Source organism: Streptomyces sp. NPDC091416 (genome assembly GCF_044756845.1).
In the GTDB taxonomy this organism is placed as follows: Bacteria; Actinomycetota; Actinomycetes; order Streptomycetales; family Streptomycetaceae; genus Streptomyces.
Map to the genome: position 1 here is coordinate 203,004 of NZ_JBIVTU010000008.1, position 14,842 is coordinate 217,845.

Sequence of the window (14,842 nt, forward strand, 5' to 3'; positions counted from 1 at the left end):
GACAAGAGGGACACGCCGGAGCGGCGGGGCGGCAGGAGTGGCGACCGACAGGCCGGGCGCCACCGCCACCCCGGCCGCTCGGCCGTGCAGCACGACGCTGCACGGCCCTGCCTGCTCAGCAGTTGTACGGGCCGGGGCCCGGCACACGAGCCGGATGTCTCAAGGCGTGATGTCGGACCGGCCGGCGTCGTCCCACTGGTCCAGAATGCCTCCCGCCGTTCCGAGGAAGGTGTTCAGAACGCCGTCCGCGACCTTCACCGGGGCGGCTCCCCAGCGGTTGCGGGCAGGCTCGACCCGTACGGCGGCCGCCTGTTGCGCCAGCGTCCGGGCACTGCCGAGCAGGCTCTGAGACCGTTCCGTCTCCCCGTCCACGCGGGCAGCGAGGGCGTCCACCATCGACACCAGGGCACGGCCCCAGAGGTCAGTGGCGTCCAGCCACGGCTTGGCGTCCACGACGAAGCCCGCCTGCACGGATCCTGCGCGGATCTGCGCAGGACTGTCCGCGATGGCGACGGCGTAGGAGCGCAGGTCGGACAGTGCGGCCGTGCGCTCGCCCGCGTTCCACCGGTCCCAGAACCGCGTGAACAGCGAGGCGAGTCGGGGCGCCTGCGGCTGCCACGGCTTCGCCCCGAACGTGGGGGCGAGGTGTTCCAGGTCGGTGAAGACGGCCAGGGCGTCCGTGGCCGTCGGGTCACCGGCAGCCAGGTAGGACAGTGCCTGCCGACCGTTCGTCCCGGCGTCGTAGGCACGGTCGTTCCAGGCGAAGCCGGCCGCGCCGAACACGGCGATCTTACTGGCGTACGGCTGGTTCATGGGGTTGGCGACGACCCCGCTCAGGTGATCGGAGAGCCCCGGCTCCCGCTTGTCGTACGGCGCGAGCAGCAGCCGGCCGCTGGTGGCGCCGAAGTCGTTGACGGGGTAGTTGTCCCAGACGAACACCTTGCGTCCGAACAGCGTCGAGGCGGCGTCGGCCTGCTGATTGGTGATGGCGGGCGGCACGACGTCGGTACCCGTCCACATGACGACGACATCGGGGTCGAGTGCCGCACGCAGAGTCTGCTTGTACGTGGTGTCGGTGAGGTCGCCGTATTCGGTGGGCACCATCTGCAGGGGCCGGGTGCCGGGGTGTGTGGCAACGAAGGTGCGCTGAACGTCGTTGAGCAGTGCGACCTGCGCCTCGGCGGCGGCCGTGCGGCCGGGAGCGCCGAAGGCCGCCTGGTCAGCGGCACAGTTCCAGCGGGTGTAACTGATGTCGTCCAGCGGGATGGAGAAGGCGCGGGCACCCAGGTCGTAGACCGCCTGGAGCTTCGTCTTCAGCGCCGCGAGGTCGGAGGCGTCGGAGTAACAGATCGATTGGCCCGGGGAGACGGCGAAAGTGAACCGGACGTGGTTGGCGTTCGCACGGTCGATCAGCGCCCCGAGTTCGGTGAGCTTGTCGGCCGGATACGGCTGCCGCCACTGCTCCCGGTGGTACGGGTCGTCCTTCGGAGCGTAAATGTAGGTATTGGCTTTGACATCTCCGTAGAAGTCCATCTGATCGAGGCGCTCGGCAGCTGACCAGGGCTGGCCGTAGAAGCCTTCGATGGTGCCGCGCAGCGGCATCGCGGGGTGGTCACTGACGCGGGCGCCCGCCAGTCGCCAGCCTTCGGCGGAGCGGACGAACAGCTGGCGCAGGGTCTGCACGGCGTAGAACTGCCCTGCGGCGTCGGCGCCGCCGAGGGCCACCTCCTTGTGCGGACCGTGGGAGGTGACCTGCAGGGCGTACCCCTCGCCCTGGCCGGGCACCGGCGTGTCCCCGAGTCCACCGGCGATGTCGGGCCGCGATGCGGCCCCCAGACGCACGGTCAGCAGCCCTGGGGCGGATCTCGCGCCGGGGGCTACGGTGTCGACGCGGCGTACGCCGTGGGCGCGCAACTCCCGGACGAGCCGTTCCCGCGCCGCGGGGTCGGTGCCGGCGTCCGCCACAATCACCGCTCGCCCGGTGACAACGATGTCAGCATCCACCCGGGCGATCGACTGCGGTGTGGGCGAGACGGTGGGGAGGGGAGGCCGGGCGGAGGCTGCGGCGGGTCCGGTATCGGCACTGGCCAACGGCCCCAGCCCGAGTTGGCTCGCGCCGAGCGCGGCAACCAGGAGTGATGCTCTTACCAGACGACGAGATCTCTTCAAGGCTCTCCGATCAATGCGCAGTCGAGCCGTTCGTGACAGCGGCCCGCCTGCTTCAGCGGATGGGTGGAGCTGAGCGTGTGTCCTCGATTGCGCTCAACCACTCCAGCAGCGCGCCCGGAACGCATGGCGACGCCCTGCACATCGCACCAACTCCCTTTCCCTTGACGTCAGTTGTCGGGGAGAGGAATCGGAGAATCGCGAGCTCAGGGGTGCTGGAACGGAGGAGCGAAGGCCCTGGTGCAGCCTGGGCATCAAAATCGCACATGCGCCGCACCATGTCTAGACCTTTTGGTCTAGACCATCGGCCTGAGCTTTGGTTTCCCGGAAGTTCATGAGCGGACACGCGTCGGCGGTGGTCGCGCCCGGGGCGCCCGGCCGCCATTCACAGCCGGAGCGAGAGACCGGGCCCGGCGCGGCGAACGGCCTTTCGCGGAACTCCTCGCAGCGCCACAGCCGTCACCGGCGAGCGCCATCTCCCGCACCCCGGCCAGGCGGTGGTTGCACACCGTCAACCCGCCCCGGTGCCAGCGGAGTTCGCCGTCCTCGTCGACAGCGCCCTGCCGCCCCTGCGTGCACGAGAAACTCGGCTTCTCCATGGCGTCCGTCGCCTGCGAGGCCGGCGCCGGCAATGCGGTTCGCTCCTGCCGCTTCGCCACCCGCAAGGACACCGATGGCCAGCGGGCACCGAGGGCCTCGCAGCCTGCGCCGCAGCCGTCATCGCTGCCCGGCGGACCCGAACCCCGGCACGGCTTCACCGGTCGCCTGCACGCACATCTGGGCGATGCAGGCGCCGGCCACGGCTGCGCCGCTGCCCCGACCGTGACCTTCCCCGCCGCCGGAGCAGGGGAAGCCCGCCGCACGGAGCACATGCGACGGCGCTCTGGATGCGGGCGAGACCACTGTTCCGCAGCAGCGCGAGGAGAATTGTCCAACGCCGCGTGGCCGGCGGCTCCGGCTCGGCCCATCGATCCGATCATGCCGTGATGTGCGGGGAACGGCGACCGACGTCCGTGGGCGGAGCCGCCCGGACTCCGTTCCGACAGCGTCCGCCGCGCTCGCCGGGCGGCACCGGTCCGTCAGGCCACGGTGCCGCCCGGCGAGGTGGGTGCGCTTCTCCGGGCGGGGTCGGACGAGTTCGGAGAAGAGCGGCTTCAGGGTCGGAGCGGCAGTTCGTGAACCGGTCGCCGTGGGATCCCGTTGCCGGTCCGGCGGCGGATCGCGCGGGAGCCCCTGGGGCGATCACACGATCTTGCCGCGACACCGACCCGGACACCTCACCCACGTGCTCCGCCGACCCACCCCAAGCCCCTTGGCATCCCTCGGGCCACCACGCCCGTCCAGCGGACGGGCGAGGGAGGTACCACGGCCCGCGTCTCCCCCTCGCCTGCGCCCAACATCCCTTGGGGCGAGCTCACTTGTCGATGTGCGTCACATTGTTGCTGTTGACGTTGACCTCGTTGTGGACGTCCCCGACGTGGAAGTCGATCAGCCCGCACAACAGGCAGCCCGGATTGCCGGCCGGCGGAGACGGGGCCTGGGACACGGTGACGGTGGTGGTGCCGTTCGAGGCGCCGCAGCTGTCGTCGCCGTTGTAGGCGGCGGTGACGGTGCGCGTTCCGGTGGTCGTGAAACCGGTGGTCAGCGAGGCGTGTCCGTCGGCGGAGACGGGTGCGGTCGCCAGGAGGTCCGAGCCGTCGAAGAACGACACGCCGAGGCCGCCGCTCGGGTCCGAGCTGCAGGTCACCGTCGCGTCGAGGGTCACCAACTGCCCGGTCACAGCCGAGGAGGGCGTGGCCTGGAGCGTGGTCGACGACGGATCGGCGGCCGCAGCCGACGGAGCGAGGGACAGCACCGTGGCCGCCGCCACGGCGACCACGATTCCGGCCTTACGCGCAAGACACGCTTTCACTGAGGAGCCTCCTCGGTCTGATCGTCAGGCGGGTTCGCCCGACCGTTCGGAGCGTGACCATAGGCCGCTTTTGACGGCATGTGCGGTAGGCGCGTGTCCCGGCGAAGCCACCTGAGTCATCGACTCGCTCGAATGCGCCGGAGCGGGCCGGAGGCGCGGGCCGATGGCACCGGGGCGACTGGCCGGTGCCACGGCGGGCCAGGTGTGGGCGGAGCAAACATTGCCTGCCGCGGCCCTGAGGGCTGTCCCGCAGTTCCTGGCGGGGCAGCCCTCAGATCGCGGGAGGCGCGACGCGCTGGTAGGCGAGCGAGTTGCTGGTGCCGCCCGACGTGGTGACGCTCACCAGCACCGGACCCGCCGGACCCGCCGGGGCGATCGCGAACACAGTCGTGTCCGACACCACGGTGAAGGCCGCCGGTGCGGCACCGAAGCTGACCGCGGAGGTCGTGGTCAGACCGGTTCCTGTCAGCGTCACGGAGGCACCGGCGCTCGTCGGCCCCTGCGCGGGCACGAGCGCGGTGAGCGCCGGTGCCGTCAGATAGGTGTAGACGAGGGAGTTGCTGGTGCCGCCGGGGCCGGTGACGGTGCATGCGACGGATCCGGTGCCGGGCGGTGTGACCGCGGTGATCTGAGTGGCGGAGTTGACGGTGAACGAGGTCGCGGGGGTGCTGCCGAACGTGACGGCGGTGGTCCCGGTCAGGCCGGTGCCGGTGAGGATCACGCCGGTCCCGCCGGACGTCGGGCCCCGGTCGGGCGCGATCGCGCTGAGGGACGGGGTGGGTGCGTAGGTGTAGGGGATCGTGTTGCTGAGGCCGCCGGGTGTGCGCACGGTGACGTTGACCGTTCCGGTTCCGGGCGGGACCGTCGCCGTGATCGTCGACGGTGTGCTGACCGTGTACGACAGGGCGGCCGCGGATCCGAACGTGACGGCGATGGCGCCGGTGAACTGGCTTCCGTTGAGGGTCACGGGATTCGTGCCCGCCGCCGGACCCGTGTGGGGTACGACCGACGTGAGGACGGGAGGGGCCACGGTGACTCCAGGGAGTGTGGTCGGCCCGGCTGGGCCGCGAACGGGGGCGCGGAAGCGGTGAGGGCTACGCAGGCGAGCCGCGCCCCGCTTCCGCCGGGCACGGCCCCGGTGCACGCAGCGGACCGGGGCCGTGAGTGGCCGTGTGTCCGGGGCACCGTCAGATGCCGGGGCCGGACACATAGGTGAAGCCGTCGCTGAGGGTGGCGCTACCGCCCACGGTTGTCACGACGACGTCGACGGAACCCGTGGCGCCGGGAGGGGTGAAGGCCACCAGCGTGGTGTTGTTCAGCACGGCGAAGGATGCGGGGGTGCCGCCGAAGGTGACGCCCGTGGTGAACGCCAGACCGGTGCCGTTCACGGTCACCGAAGTGCCTCCGGGCGTCGGCCCCGACGCGGGTGTGAGCGAGACGAGTGCCGGCGCGTCGGCATAGGCGTAGACGAGCGGGGCGGTCGTCCCCCCGGCGGTGGTGACGGTGACATCGACGGAACCGCTGGAGCTGCCGGCCGGAACGATCACCGACAGCTGGCTGTCCGACACGACGGTCGGGGTTGCGCCGTTGGAGCCGAAGGACACGGTGGTGGCCGTGGAGAGGCCGTAGCCGTTGACGGTGACCGCGTTGCCGCCCGCGGTCGGACCGGCTCCCGGATCGATGAACACCGCAATGGGCGGGCTGATGTAGAAGAAGGAGAGCGAGTTGCTCGTCCCTCCCGCGGTCGTCACGTTGACATCGGCGACGCCGCAGCCCGCAGGGGCGATGACGGTGATCGAGGTCGGGGTGTTCGAGGTGATCGTGGCCGTCCTGGAACCGAAGTGGACGGCGGTGGCACCCGCCAGGTTCACGCCGGTGATGGTGACGGTCGTTCCGCCGCTGGTGGAACCTTGGTTGGGACTGATGGGCATGAGGGATTCCTCCTCACTCGGAAGTCTTCTCCGAGCGGTGACTGGATGTTCCGGTCCACGGAGGCCCCGGACCGGCCCGGGCCTGCTCGTCCGGCCGCCGGCAGGCAGGATGTGCGGAGGCCCCGTCCGGGTGGGACGCGTGCAGTCCCGGAAGGAGGTCTGTCCGCGAGGATCCGATGGACCGCCGCCCGTTGGTGCAGACACCTGAATTGACCCATCAGAGTGATTCCTGCGCCAGGGGAATTGACGCGGTATCAACCATTTGGCGGAGCGCGCCGGGCGTACGGTGGCGCACGTTCCAGTGGTACACGGCCACCACTGGGTCCTTGGGCGGAGGCGCTGGGTCCTTGGGCGGAGGCGCTGGGCGAACGGCCGCGCGCGGTCATGAACTCGGCCTGCCCCGTTGGGCATTCACGCGGCGCCTCGACGACGAGCAGCACACCTTCCGCCTGTCCGGACAGGCCCTGCTCCCGACCGGCCCGAGGATCCGCAGCCATCTGGCCGCCGACCACCCGGACCCGGCGGATCCTCGCCGCCTTCACCCGGCTTCGGCTTGCCCGCCGTCGAAGGCCGCCGTCCGTGCGATCAGGGTGATGCGGTGACCGGCGCCGGCCGCCGCGGGTGCGCGCACCGGCGGCGCTTGTCAGGAAGCACCTGGGTGATGCCCAGACCGTCGCAGTGCTCCAGCAGGGGAACGGTGACGCGTCGGGTGGCGCCCAGGGCGCGGCTCGCCGTTCCCACGGTGAACGGTTGGTCGAGTCCGCTCAGCCGGTCGGCCGCCAGCCGGGGGGCGTCCGGCAGCAGCACCACGTGCTCCGCGAGCCGCAGTACCGCTCCGTGGCGGACCGCCGCGGCGAGCTCTCGGCGGCCGAAGCCGAGTTCCGCGAGCCGCTGGGCGTGAGGAGCGGCGAAGGGCCGCCCGTCGAGTTCAGCGGTGAGCCGGAGTACCGCGTCCGTCACGGAGGCCGGCTGTGCCGCGGGTCCGGCGCTCACGCGTCCGCGGCTCATCCGCAGGGGCGGCGTGACCAGCGCCTCCACGAGGGAGACCGCGGGCAGCCCCAGACGATGCCGGGCGGCCTCCACCGGTATGCCGTCCTCGGTGGGCCGCTCGGAGAGGTACGCCGCCACCAGTTCGGCCAGCCGGGTGCGCAGGGCGGTCCAGTGTGCAGGGTCGGCGAGCCAGTCCCCCACGACGGGCGCGGTGTGTACGGCCACCCCCATCGCGGTCAACTCGCTGCGCCTGACCAGCAGCCGGCGCCGCAGCTCGGCGGCCTCGGCCGGTGCGCCGTGGGCGTCGTCCAGCTCCGCGGCCCGCCGGGCAGCCGCGCCGCGGCGCCGCAGCTCCGGTGGCCGGGGGTCGAGCACCGTCAGGCCGGCGAGCACCCGTCGCAGGCCGGGATCGCGCAGCACCGCGCGGTCACCGATGCGCAGCGGCAGCGGCTTTTCCAGGGTCAGGCGGACGAGGTCCGGACCGAGCGGCCGTACGCGCACCGGCACGGCCGCCGAGCCGAGGTGGGCGACAGCGGTGCGGGGAAGTTCCGTGGCAGGCGTTCCGCCGTGTACGCGCACGTCGCAGCTCAGGCAGGGCAGGAAACCGTCGGGTGTGAGCAGGGCGTCACCACGGCCCGTCGCCTCCTTGTCGAGGCCTCGGAGGTTGACGGCGACGCGGGCGGTCGCCCGTGCCACGTCCGTCTCCTCGCCGAGGGCCTGCAGTCCTCTGACGCGGACGGGGCAGCCGGAGCGTGCGGTCACCAGGACGTCGCCCCTGCGGATCCGCCCCGCCCCGAGGGTGCCGGTGACCACCAGCCCGCTGCCGCGCACGGTGAAGGCCCGGTCGATCCACAGCCGCACGGGGGATTCGGTGTCCTCGTCCGGCAGCCGCGCGACGAGCCGGTCGAGGGCGGCGCGCAGGTCGGCGATTCCCGCGCCGGTGCGGGCGCTGACGGCCACGGCTCCGACGCTGCCGAGGGTGCTGGACCGGATCCGGTCCCGTGCCTGCACCATGGCCGGACCGGGGTCGGCCACATCGCTACGGGTGATGACGAGCAGTCCGTGCCGTACGCCGAGCGCGTCCACGGCTGCGAGGTGTTCGGCGGACTGGGGCTTCCACCCCTCGTCGGCGGCGACGACGAACAGCACCGCCGGCACGGGTCCCACCCCGGCCAGCATGGTGGGGACGAACCGCTCGTGTCCCGGGACGTCGACGAACGCCAGCCGTTCACCCGATGGCAGATCAGTCCATGCGAAGCCCAGGTCGATGGTCAGGCCACGGCGTCGTTCCTCCGCCAGCCGGTCGGGGTGGGTGCCGGTCAGCGTGTGGATCAGTGTGCTCTTGCCGTGGTCGACGTGCCCGGCCGTCGCGATGACCCGCATGGTCACCGCCCCGCCGCGCGCAGCACCGCGGCGAGGATCTCGCCGTCGGACTCCTCCGGAACGCACCGGAGGTCCAGCAGCAGCCGGCCGCGCACCACCCGCCCGAGCACGGCCGGTTCACCGGTGCGCAGGGCTTCGGCCAGGTGGTCGGGGACGCTGAGCGCACAGGACGGCAGAACGGTCCCGGGCGCGCCGCCTCCTCCGACCACCGCATCGTGGGGTACGACGCGCGCGTCCAGGCCTCGGCGGACGGCGTCCTCGGCCAGGCGCTGCGTGCGGACGCGCAGCTGCGGCAGCGGCATGCGCACGGCTGCGCGCACGGGTGGCTCGGGGCCGCGCAGTGTCGCTTCCAGGGCGGCCAGGGTGAACTTGTCCACGCGCAGGGCCCGGGCCAGTGGATGGCGCCGCATCCGTTCCACGACGGCGGCCTCGCCGAGGACCAGCCCGGCCTGCGGCCCGCCGAGCAGCTTGTCACCGCTGGCCGTGACCAGGGTGGCCCCGGCGCGCAGGGCCGTGGCCGCGTCGGGCTCGTCCGGCAGCACCGGGTCGGGAGCGAGGAGGCCGGAGCCGATGTCGACGACGACGGGAAGGCCGAGGGAAGCCAGCTCCCCGGGCCCGACTCCACCGGTGAAGCCGCTCACCGTGAAGTTCGACGGGTGGACCTTGAGGATGAAGCCGGTGTCGGGGCCCGCGGCGTCCGCGTAGTCGCGCAGACGGGTCCGGTTGGTGGTGCCGACCTCGCGTATCCGTGCGCCGCAGGAGACCAGCAGTTCGGGGATCCGGAACCCGTCGCCGATCTCGACGAACTCGCCCCGGCTGAGCAGGATGTCGCGTCCCGGGGCCAGCGTCACCGCCGCGAGGGCCAGGGCTGCGGCTCCGTTGTTGACCACGTGCACGGCCTCCGCGGCGGGCACCGCTTCCCGCAGGGCGGCCATGGCGCCGCGGCCGCGTGGCGCCCGTCTGCCGGTTTTCAGGTCCAGCTCGACGTCCGTGTATCCGCCTGCCGCCGCCATGGCCTCCCGCGCGGACGGCGACAGCGGGGCCCGTCCCAGATTGGTGTGCAGTACGACGCCGGTGGCGTTGTGCACGGGGCTCAGTGCGCCCGTGTGCGCGGGGAGCGCGGCGAGTGCGGCCCGGACCGCGTCGCCCGGGCAGATCCGTCCTTCGCGTACGAGCTGCTGGGCGGCGCCGACCGCGGCCTTGACGACGGACCTGCCCAGCCGTGCGGACGCCTCGCCCAGGCGGGGGTCGCCGAGGAGGACCGTGGTGCTCGGCACCTGCCTCCGGATGTCCGCAGGCGGCTCGTCCGACCTGTCCGCCACCCGTGCCACCCCGATCGAAGTCAGCGGAGGCGGACGGGAATCGAACCCGCCTGGCCCGGTTCCCGGACCACACCGATTTTGAAGATCGGGAGGGGCACCAGCCCGCCCAACGCCTCCGGAGCAAGATTGTGGTCCCCGCACACTGCTGGGGCAAGAGGTGAAATGATCGCCGTATGAAGCCAGTTGGCCCGACCGCCGTACCGGCTGCGCCCGTACGGCTGACCCAGTTCGCGCACGGCGGCGGCTGCGCGTGCAAGATTCCTCCGGGGGAACTGGAGGCGATGGTCGCGGGACTGCTGCCGCCCCGGGATCCCGGACAGGCCCTCGGCGGGGACGAGGACCGGCTGCTGGTCGGACTCGACGACGGTGACGACGCAGCGGTGGTGCTCACCGGTGACGGCACCGCCCTGGTGTCGACGGCCGACTTCTTCACGCCCGTCGTCGACGACGCCCGCGACTGGGGCCGGATCGCCGCGGCCAACGCCCTGTCCGACGTCTACGCGATGGGCGGCCGGCCCGTCGTCGGGCTGAATCTGCTGGGCTGGCCCCGCGACGTCCTGCCCGCGGAACTGGCCCGGGAGGTCTTGGCGGGCGCCCTCGAAGTCGCCCGCGGCGCCGGCTGCTTCGTCGGCGGCGGCCACAGCATCGACAGCCCGGAACCGCTCTACGGAATGGCCGTGACCGGCCTGGTGGATCCGGACCGGCTGCTGCGCAACGACGCGGGGCGGCCCGGGGTGCCCCTGACCCTGACCAAGCCGCTGGGCGTCGGGATACTCAACAACCGCCACAAGCGGACCGGCGAGGTCTTCGCGCACGCCGTCGCCACCATGGCGGCGCTCAACGACAAGGCCTCTGCGGCCGCTCTGGCGGCCGGCGCCGTGTGCGCCACCGATGTGACCGGATTCGGGCTGCTCGGCCATCTGCACAAGCTGGCCCGGGCCAGCGGCGTCACGGCCGTGGTGGACGCGGCCGCCGTTCCCGTACTCGACGGCGCCCGGGAGTCCCTGCGGGCCGGTTACGTCAGCGGCGGCACCTTGCGCAATCTCGAATGGGTGCGCCCGCACCTCGACGCGGGACAGGCGGGCGAGGACCGACTGCACCTGCTCGCCGACGCACAGACCTCCGGCGGGCTGCTGATCGCCGGTGAGGTGCCCGGACATCCGGTCATCGGGGAACTGGTTCCCGCCGTGGCCGGCACCACGCTGGTGGTCCGCTGAGCGCTGCGAACGGCCGCGGGTCCGCGGGCGGGGCCCGGGTCCCGCGGCCGGCTCCCTACCGGTAGCGGATGTGCAGGTGGTTGTCGTGGTTGGCGTAGCTCGTGGTCAGCCCTTCCGAGATCAGCTGCGGGTCGTTGAAGAAGATCAGCTGGACGTGGCCGACGGCCTTCGCACGGATCTCCTGCACGAGTCTGCGGGTGGCCGCCCGGTCGTACGCGCTCGACTGCCAGGTGATGCGGCCGGCGGTGCACTGCGCCGAGTCCGTGCGCGCGGGCCACACGTCGATGTCCATCCCGACTTCGTGGCTGCCGTGGCCGGGGATGTCCCCGCCGTGCTCGAAGCCGGCGTCGCCCACCGGCAGTCTGCCGTTCCCGGTGGCGGCGAAGGTGGCGGCGGCGGCCTCCAGTTGGCCGGCGGCGCCGGCTGTCGCCCAGTGGGCGCCCGCGTTGCCGTCGGGGCTCTGCGCGCACATCGTGGTGCCGCCGAAGTCGATGTTCTCGTAGTGCCACAGCAGGTTCTGCCAGGTGGCCGGCCCGACGACGCCGTCCGCGCCGATTCCCGCGTGGGACTGGAAGGTGCGGACGGCGGTGCCGGTGGCGGGTCCGAACGCCCCGTCGGCCGTGAGTCCGGCGCCCCGCTTGGCGTTGAGCAGCGTCTGGAGGGCCGTCACCGCGGGCCCGCTGTCGCCCTGGCGGACGGTGATGAGGAGGGCGCCCCAGGTGGCGGGCCCGACGATGCCGTCCGCGGTCAGGCCCTTGAACTGCTGGAAGCCCACCACGGCGCTCTGTGTGCCGGGGCCGAAGGCACCGTCCACCGCCACGGGGCGGCCGTGCGCGGCGAGCAGGTGCTGCAGCGCGACGACGTCGGAGCCGCGGTTGCCACTGCTGGTCAGCGGGAACGCCGCCTGCGGGAAGGCCTGCGCGGGGACGCCGAGCCCGAGGAGCAGGCCCGTCAGCGCGGCGAACAACGTGATGATGCGGGCGAGTCGTCTCACCGTGTCTGCCTCACATTCCTCTTCATTCGCCTGCTCACTTTCCGGACTGGAGGGCGCCCCAGGTGGCGGGGCCGACGATGCCGTCGGCACCCAGCCCGCGCGAGGACTGGTAGTCGCGCGCGGCCTGACCGGTGCCCGGGCCGAACACGCCGTCGATGGCCACCGTCCGGCCGAGCGCGGCGGTCAGGGCGCGCTGCAGCCGGGTGACGGCCTCTCCCGTCGAGCCGCTCTGGACGGTCGGGGTGGATCCGCGGGACAGCAGGGCCGTCCAGGTCTTCGCGCCGATCACGCCGTCCGCCGTGAGCCCCTTGCCGGCCTGGAAGCTCCGGGCGGCGGCGCCCGTGTCGGGCCCGAAGATCCCGTCGGGGGTGCCCGGGTCGAAGCCGGCGGCCTTCAGCAGGCACTGGGCGGCCTTGACCCGGTCTCCGGTCGAGCCGCTCTGGACGGTGGTGTACGCGGTGAAGTCGAGGTTCGCCCCCGTGCAGGTCGGTGCGGGGGCGGAGCCGTTGCCGACGTCGAGGTAGTCACGGTCGATGTTGATCGAGTAGCCGCCGTAGGACTCGGTGACCTCGCCCGCGTACTGGTGGATCCGCTGGTGGCCGGACCAGTAGGAGGACGGCACGTAGGAGCCGGTGTTGGTGTCGGCTGCGCCGTTCCACCACGCGTAGAAGAGATGGTCGACGCGCGTGTAGGCACCGTTGTTGTACTCGGCGGCGGCGTCCTTGATCCCGGAGGCGGCACTGGAGTAGAAGCCCGACAGGTAGCCGCTGCTGTGCAGCCGTTCGGTCCAGCCGGAGAGGTACGACAGCACGGACGCCTTGCAGGAGGCCGTGGAGGTGTACGCCTCGATGTCGCTGTAGATGGCGCTGCCCGCCGGGATGCCGAGGTTCGAAGCGGCGGTGATGGCACCGGTGGCCGCGGTGACGCCCTGGGCCTTGGCCGTGGCCGGGTCGGTGGACATCTTCAGCGAGTAGCCGGTGCAGGGTGCCTGGCGGCCGACGTCGATGGGGAACAGACGCCACCCGTTGCCCGTCTGGCTGGTCACCCAGCTCGCCGTCAGATTCGGCTGGGCGCAGCCGCGGAAGGATCCGCTGATGTAAACGCCGACCGCACTGTACGGCGAGCTCGCCTGCCAGGCGTTCATCGCCGCCTGCGAGGGCGCGGCGCAGGCGTCGAAGCCCTTGCCCTGGTAGCTGCCGGGTTGCGGCCCGGCCGCGGCCAGGGGGGTGGCGTCGGAGCGCTGCGCCGCGCGGGGCAGCGCGGTGCGCTCGGCACCTTCGGTGAGCTCGGCGGAGGCGAGCACGCCGCGCACGAGGTTCTCCGTCTCCGCCGTGTGGGCGGCGGTCACGAGGACGCCGGCGTCCTCGACCGCGATCTGGATGGTGTCGTTGCTGGAAGCGGCGGACGGGGCGACGGCCTTGCCGCGCTGGGTCCGCGCGGTCGCGGCCGTCGCCTGGCCGGCGGAGCGGGCGGTGAGGGGCTCCACGACGATGCCCGCCGAACGGCCGACGACCCCGGAGGGGCAGTCGCTCTGCTCGGCGGGCTCGCCCAGGTAGACGGCGGGTCTGTCGAACCGGAGGCAGGCGCGCGGGTTCTCGGCCAGATCGACCACCTGCCATTCGGCGGGCACCTCGATGCGGTAGCCGTGGTAGCTGACGCTCCGCAGGCCTTCGGGCTGGGAATCCGCCGCGGCGGGGACGGGGGTGGCGAATGCGCCGATACCGGCGAGCACCGCCAGCAGGGCGGTTCCGGCGCGGGCGCGCCAGGGGGTCCGAGAGGACATCGGTTCACTCCTATGCGAATGCGTGAGGGGAGAGTGAGGGAGAGCGGTTCGGCCCCGCGCCGTCCACAGAATGCGCGGCCGGGCGGGAGTCCGGCCCGGGGAAGGCGGGATGCCGTGCGGGGGCGGTGGTGACGTGGCGGTCAGACACCGCAGTTGGGGGCGGGCCACGAGCGGCTGGCGCGTCCGTCCGGATGAATGCGGTCGTCGTGGTCGGGGCAGCGGTGGCCGAAGATGCCGCCGGAGCCGTGCGGGCGCGCCCGCCGGGCGAGCGCGCAGAACGACGGGCCGCCGACCGGACCGGGGCAGCGGTGGCCGGCGCTCCTCCCATCACCACCGCCATGATCATGACAATCAAACGACAGGGCGGTCCGCGCCGCACGCCTCAGCATGGCGCCTCCGTTGTGAGTCCTTCCCGGTTCCCCGCTCAAGGGCTGAGGCGAGTCTGACCCGGCCCTCCATGACGTGTCCACACCATCCTCAGCCGCCACAGGACCAGACCTGCGGCAGGCCCCTCCCGCGGGCGGCACCCGGTGCGGCGGGGCGTACGGCTCCTGCCCGGCCGGACCGGCACGAGGCAGGACGAAGCCCCTACCGCCCGACCCCGCAGGCGGCAACGGCGATCAGCGCGGAGCACACGACGGTCATGCCGCTGAGCCGCAGCGCGAGCCGGTCGTCCCAGCGCTCTCCGTCTCCGGAGAGCCTGCGCAGGACCGGGGTGAGTGCCCGGCCGGCTCCGAAGCCGAGTCCGGCGGCCAGCGCGGGCGCGTAGGAGCCCCCGGACAGGAGAACCGCTACCGCGATCGCGTACGGCGCGCTCGCCGAGACGTAGGTGCGCACACCCGTACCGAGTTCGAAGCCGAACTGCAGTGCTCCGCGCGCAAGATGACGCCGCAGGACGTCCTGCGGTATCTGCCGGGCGTTCTGCGGCAGCCGCAGCGACAGCCTGCCCGCGTCGCGCAGCGCGGCCAGCAGCGCGACGGCCACGATCAGTCCTTGCCGCACGCCGGCCGGAAGCGGTGTGAAGAGACCGGACACGAGCCACAGCACCCCGGCCGAAAGCAACCCGCCGGCCAGCAGACCGCAGGTGAACACGCCGAGAACCAGCGCCTGCCTGTATGTTGCCCGCCAACCTGGCGAGGCCAGC

10 protein-coding genes and 1 tRNA gene are annotated in these 14,842 nt (G+C 72.5%); 1 reads left to right on the forward strand and 10 read right to left on the reverse strand.

Going from position 1 to position 14,842, the window contains the following annotated elements; genetic code table 11:
• Nucleotides 1-159: 159 nt before the first annotated feature.
• The 7 genes from ACIQMX_RS24200 to ACIQMX_RS24230 form a co-directional block, all read right to left on the reverse strand.
• Nucleotides 160-2,184: a beta-N-acetylglucosaminidase domain-containing protein gene (locus tag ACIQMX_RS24200; protein WP_402481412.1), complete on the reverse strand. Its 2,025-nt coding sequence runs from the start codon at nucleotides 2,182-2,184 to the stop codon at nucleotides 160-162.
• Nucleotides 2,185-3,580: 1,396 nt separating this feature from the next.
• Nucleotides 3,581-4,078: an Ig-like domain-containing protein gene (locus ACIQMX_RS24205; RefSeq protein WP_402480985.1), complete on the reverse strand. Its 498-nt coding sequence runs from the start codon at nucleotides 4,076-4,078 to the stop codon at nucleotides 3,581-3,583.
• Between the two features lie 271 nt (nucleotides 4,079-4,349).
• Complete coding sequence (locus tag ACIQMX_RS24210; protein ID WP_363073602.1) at nucleotides 4,350-5,108, reverse strand: IPT/TIG domain-containing protein; 759 nt, start codon at nucleotides 5,106-5,108, stop codon at nucleotides 4,350-4,352.
• A gap of 157 nt (nucleotides 5,109-5,265) precedes the next feature.
• Nucleotides 5,266-6,009 (reverse strand): IPT/TIG domain-containing protein, encoded by a 744-nt coding sequence (locus ACIQMX_RS24215; protein ID WP_402480988.1) that lies wholly within the window; start codon nucleotides 6,007-6,009, stop codon nucleotides 5,266-5,268.
• A 585-nt stretch (nucleotides 6,010-6,594) separates the two neighbouring features.
• Nucleotides 6,595-8,382, reverse strand: coding sequence for a selenocysteine-specific translation elongation factor (selB, locus tag ACIQMX_RS24220; protein ID WP_402480990.1), 1,788 nt, complete (start codon nucleotides 8,380-8,382; stop codon nucleotides 6,595-6,597).
• Between the two features lie 2 nt (nucleotides 8,383-8,384).
• Nucleotides 8,385-9,659, reverse strand: a complete 1,275-nt coding sequence (gene selA, locus ACIQMX_RS24225; protein ID WP_402480993.1) for an L-seryl-tRNA(Sec) selenium transferase — start codon at nucleotides 9,657-9,659, stop codon at nucleotides 8,385-8,387.
• Between the two features lie 68 nt (nucleotides 9,660-9,727).
• Nucleotides 9,728-9,821, reverse strand: a tRNA-Sec gene (locus ACIQMX_RS24230).
• Nucleotides 9,822-9,877: 56 nt separating this feature from the next.
• Here ACIQMX_RS24230 and selD point away from each other — a divergent pair.
• The gene (gene selD, locus ACIQMX_RS24235; RefSeq protein WP_402480995.1) at nucleotides 9,878-10,921 is read left to right on the forward strand and encodes a selenide, water dikinase SelD; all 1,044 of its coding nucleotides are present in this window, start codon (nucleotides 9,878-9,880) and stop codon (nucleotides 10,919-10,921) included.
• Between the two features lie 55 nt (nucleotides 10,922-10,976).
• Here the strand turns inward: selD and ACIQMX_RS24240 are convergent, their stop codons facing one another.
• From ACIQMX_RS24240 to ACIQMX_RS24250, 3 genes are all read right to left on the reverse strand, one after another.
• The gene (locus ACIQMX_RS24240; RefSeq protein WP_402480998.1) at nucleotides 10,977-11,915 is read right to left on the reverse strand and encodes a penicillin-insensitive murein endopeptidase; all 939 of its coding nucleotides are present in this window, start codon (nucleotides 11,913-11,915) and stop codon (nucleotides 10,977-10,979) included.
• 34 nt (nucleotides 11,916-11,949) lie between these two features.
• Nucleotides 11,950-13,698, reverse strand: coding sequence for a glycoside hydrolase domain-containing protein (locus ACIQMX_RS24245; protein ID WP_363073590.1), 1,749 nt, complete (start codon nucleotides 13,696-13,698; stop codon nucleotides 11,950-11,952).
• Between the two features lie 588 nt (nucleotides 13,699-14,286).
• Nucleotides 14,287-14,790, reverse strand: coding sequence for a hypothetical protein (locus ACIQMX_RS24250; RefSeq protein ID WP_363073588.1), 504 nt, complete (start codon nucleotides 14,788-14,790; stop codon nucleotides 14,287-14,289).
• Between the last annotated feature and the right edge of the window lie 52 nt (nucleotides 14,791-14,842).

Excerpts from the sequence above, each read along its gene's own strand:
- ACIQMX_RS24245 (WP_363073590.1), bottom strand. The coding sequence starts at position 13,698 with ATGTCCTCTCGGACCCCCTGGCGCGCCCGCGCCGGAACCGCCCTGCTG.
- selB (WP_402480990.1), bottom strand. The coding sequence starts at position 8,382 with ATGCGGGTCATCGCGACGGCCGGGCACGTCGACCACGGCAAGAGCACA.
- ACIQMX_RS24215 (WP_402480988.1), bottom strand. The coding sequence starts at position 6,009 with ATGCCCATCAGTCCCAACCAAGGTTCCACCAGCGGCGGAACGACCGTC.
- selD (WP_402480995.1), top strand. The coding sequence starts at position 9,878 with ATGAAGCCAGTTGGCCCGACCGCCGTACCGGCTGCGCCCGTACGGCTG.